The organism is Dehalococcoidia bacterium, assembly GCA_021295915.1.
In the GTDB taxonomy this organism is placed as follows: domain Bacteria; phylum Chloroflexota; class Dehalococcoidia; order Lucifugimonadales; family UBA1123; genus VXRN01.
Genome location: JAGWBK010000012.1, coordinates 1 through 3,985 on the forward strand (window position 1 = coordinate 1; position 3,985 = coordinate 3,985).

Below are 3,985 nucleotides of genomic sequence, written 5' to 3' on the forward strand. Positions count from 1 at the left end.
CAGTTTGGTAGGCGAACATTTCACCCTAACCCCCGGATCAAGTCCGGGGCAGGCTCTAACCATCTCCCTGAGGGAGCTGACAGGGGTAGGTATCCGCAGATCGTCATTCCGGCGAAGGCCGGAATCCAGGGGATGGGGATGTCCTTCGACAAGCTCCCTTCGACAGGCTCAGGGCGAACGAATGCGGGCGAGACGTCCGCGTTCTCAGGGTGTGCCTACCAAACTGGACACGGTTTCAAGACACTTGAGACACTTTCTAAAGTCTTGTCACTCCCGACTTACTCTGCGGCGTTGGCAGTTCCCGAGCCTTAAGTCACCCTCACCCTAGCCCTCTCCCTCAAAGGAGAGGGGACTTTTGAAAGTCTCTCAGACACTTAGCGGACTTGCGGAATGGACTCGATTTTGGCACGATAGGTCTATGCGAATAAACGAATTTGAACTCAGAGACCCGGTGCCAGAATTGAGGCGACCCATTGCGATCGCGATGCTCCGGCCATGGATAGACGTGGGAAGGGTGGGTACGCTCGCGCTCAATATACTCCAGCGCCATCTAGGGGCTCAGGAACTGGGCAGGCTGGCCGAACCCGGAAAGTTCTTCGACTTCACCAGGTACCGGCCCCGGATGCGCACCGTCAACGGGCAGCGTGTGTTCACGACTCCCAACACCATCATCCACCATGCGCACGATGAGCCTACGGACAGGGACTACCTGTTCCTGCACATACGGGAGCCGCACGCCTTCGGAGAGGAGTATTGCCGAGCGATATCGGACGTACTTTCACACTTCGACATCCAGGAGTATTGCCGGATCGGGGGAATGTACGACTCCGTGCCTCACACCAGGCCACTGCTGGTGACGGGCACGATGAACGACGATCAGGCGGCGAAGGCGACCGGGCTGGTGTCGCAGAGGCGTAGCACGTACCAGGGGCCAACTTCCATCGTCAACATGGTGTCTGACCTCGTGACACAGGGCGAGATTCCGACTACCAGCCTGATGGCGCACCTGCCCCAGTATATGCAGCTAGACGAGGACCATATGGGAGCGGCACGGATCATCGAGATCCTGACCGCCATGTTCGACCTGCCCAATTCGCTCGCAGACAGGGAGCGTGGTCGTCGCCAGTACGAGGACGTCAACAGGGCGGTTGAGAACAACCCCGAGGTACGCTCTCTGATCGGGAGGCTCGAGTCTTACTACGATCGTGTGCTCGTCGAGGGCGGGCAGGACGACGGTGAAGAGGACGACGAAGGAGCCGACCTGGCCCCTGGTGTCGAGCAGTTCCTGCGAGAAGTGACCGGTCAGGTAGAAGAGGACGACTCCGACGACGACTCAACAAGCTAGCGACAATCCCAGAGACTTCGTCGGCTACGGTCAGCACCCTCCTCGCATCGAGTGGCCTGATGGCGCACGCATTGCGATTTCGCTGGTCGTAAACTACGAAGAGGGATCCGAGTACTCACTTCTCGACGGAGACCCCCATCGCGAGACCAACAGCGAGGTGCCGTCTCCACTTCCCCTGGACGAACGCGACCTGGCGAACGAGTCGTTCTTCGAGTACGGCAGCCGCGCCGGTGTCTGGCGCGTCCTGAGGCTACTGAAGAGATTCAACGTACCCGGGACGTTCTACTGCTGCGCCCTTGCGCTGGAGCGCAATCCCGAGGTAGGCCCGGCAATTGTCGAACAGGGACATGAGGTTTTCGGACACGGCTTCAGGTGGGAGGAGTACTACCGGATGGACCGCGACGCCGAGCGCGAGGCGATCCGGAAGGCGGTCGAGTCCATAGAGCGGACGACCGGAGTACGACCCCTGGGGTGGTACACACGGTATGGTCCGAGCCTGAACACACGCGAGCTAGTGGTCGAAGAGGGTGGGTTCCTGTACGACTCGAACTCGTACGCGGACGATCTCCCCTACTACGTGGAAGTGCACGGAAAGCCGTGGCTGGTCGTGCCGTACTCTCTCGAGGTCAACGATACCCGCTTCTGGCGAGGTGGCCTGAATACCGCATCCGACTTCTACGAGACGCTGAAGAACACGTTCGACCTGCTCTACGAAGAGGGCATGGAAACTCCGAAGCTGATGAACATCGGGCTGCACTGCCGGATTGTCGGCAGGCCGTCGCGCGCCATAGCGCTGAGGGACTTTCTACAGTACGTGAGCAGGTACCCTGGCGTGTGGTTCGCGCGGCGCACCGAGATCGCCCGGTGGTGGCTGGATAAGTATCCCCCGCAAGACGGACCTCAGTGAAGACGGCCCTGCTGCCGGAGGGTCACACCGTTCTGGCACCGGATGGCTCACAGATTCGCGAGCTAGTCCAGACTACTCGATCAAGCATGGTCCACTGCACGCTGGGACCCGGAGCGGTCTCGAAGGCAGTTGCGCACAGGACGGTTGAAGAGGCGTGGTACTTCATCTCCGGGCACGGACAGGTCTGGCGGTCATGCGACGACAGCGATGAAGTCGTAGACGTGTTTGCCGGAGTTGCGCTGACCATCGACACCGGAAGTCACTTCCAATTCAGAAACACAGGCGACGAGGACCTGTGCTTCGTCATCGTCACGACGCCGGCGTGGCCCGGCATGGACGAGGCGTACCCCGTACCCGACTACTGGCCGACATCCACTGAAAAGGAATAGCAGGACTGGGAAGAGACATGCGCAGCTACCTGATCAACCTTGAATGCACTTACTGCAACGCCGAGTTCTCGGCTGACGAACCGCAGCGTCTATGCTCCGAGTGCGGCAAGGTGTTGTACCCACGGTACGACCTGAACGGTGCGGCGGCGGCGCTGGACCGCGACATGCTCAAGGAACGTCCGGCGAACATGTGGCGCTACTTCGAGGTCATGCCGATACGGGACGAGTCGAACGTGATCACGCTGGGTGAGGGGTTCACGCCGATTTTCCAGGCTGAGCGGCTTGGGCCCGAGATGGGATGCTCAGACCTTCTCATCAAGGACGAAGGCGTCAACCCGACAGCGTCGTTCAAGGCGCGTGGGCTGTCTGCTGCCGTCTCGAAGGCCAAGGAGCTTGGCATCACGAAGATCACGATGCCGTCGGCAGGCAACGCGGCTGGCGCAATGACGTCCTACGCAGCTAAGGGAGGCATCGACTCCTACGTGGTCATGCCGAAGGACGCGCCAGAGGCGAACCAGAAAGAGGTCGTCATCACGGGCGGTGAGCTTACGCTGATCGATGGGCTGATAAGCGACGCAGGGGTCTTGAGCCGCGAGCGGGCGGCAGAAGAGGGCCTGTTCGACATATCCACGCTCCAGGAACCGTACAGGGTGGAGGGGAAGAAGACGATGGGCTACGAGATCGCGGAGCAGCTAGGCTGGACGCTGCCTGACGCGATCGTCTACCCGACAGGCGGCGGGACCGGAATCGTCGGGATGTGGAAGGCGTTCGACGAGATGGAGGCGATGGGCTGGATCGGAAGCGAGAGGCCGCGGATGTTCGCGGTGCAGTCTGACGGCTGCGCTCCGATAGTAAGGGCATTCGAGCAGGGCACCGAGTTCGCCGAGCCATGGCAGGACGCAGATACGGTCGCGGCGGGCATCCGGGTGCCGTCGGCGATTGGTGACTACCTGATCCTGGAATCCATTCGTGAGAGTGGCGGTGGCGCGCTTACGGTCAGCGACGACGAGATCCGCGACTACATGGCCACGGTAGCTCGACTGGAGGGGATGTTCATCTGCCCAGAGGGCGCTGCCACGGCCGCCGCGCTCGAGAAGCTGCTGGCTGCGGAGCAGTTGGGAGCAGACCAGCAGATACTGCTGCTGAACACCGGTTCGGGTCTGAAGTACCTGGAGTTGGTATAAGCATAGGGCACGTGGGATTCGCCCTGGACGTCTTCGGACAGCAACTCTACGACCAGCATAGCGGTCTCATCCCAGACAACTTCCGCGAGGTCGGTGAGCGCGACGACGGCCATATTCAGGTCTACGATCACCCTCGCTGGTACTTCACTCCATACGAAGA

Annotated in this window: 5 protein-coding genes; all 5 read left to right on the forward strand. The window is 60.8% G+C overall.

The window, feature by feature from the left end; genetic code table 11:
- The coding region (locus J4G14_05060; GenBank protein MCE2457165.1) for a hypothetical protein at positions 1-312 on the forward strand (312 nt) is incomplete at its 5' end.
- A gap of 106 nt (positions 313-418) precedes the next feature.
- A complete protein-coding gene (locus tag J4G14_05065; protein MCE2457166.1) occupies positions 419-1,345 on the forward strand; it encodes a PAC2 family protein in 927 nt (308 codons plus the stop codon).
- A gap of 46 nt (positions 1,346-1,391) precedes the next feature.
- Positions 1,392-2,252, forward strand: coding sequence for an allantoinase PuuE (locus J4G14_05070; protein ID MCE2457167.1), 861 nt, complete (start codon positions 1,392-1,394; stop codon positions 2,250-2,252).
- Positions 2,253-2,338: 86 nt separating this feature from the next.
- A complete protein-coding gene (locus J4G14_05075) occupies positions 2,339-2,641 on the forward strand; it encodes a cupin domain-containing protein (protein ID MCE2457168.1) in 303 nt (100 codons plus the stop codon).
- Between the two features lie 17 nt (positions 2,642-2,658).
- Positions 2,659-3,825 carry a threonine synthase gene (locus tag J4G14_05080; GenBank protein MCE2457169.1) on the forward strand — a complete coding sequence of 389 codons (1,167 nt, stop codon included), beginning with the start codon at positions 2,659-2,661 and terminating at the stop codon, positions 3,823-3,825.
- The last annotated feature ends 160 nt before the right edge of the window (positions 3,826-3,985 follow it).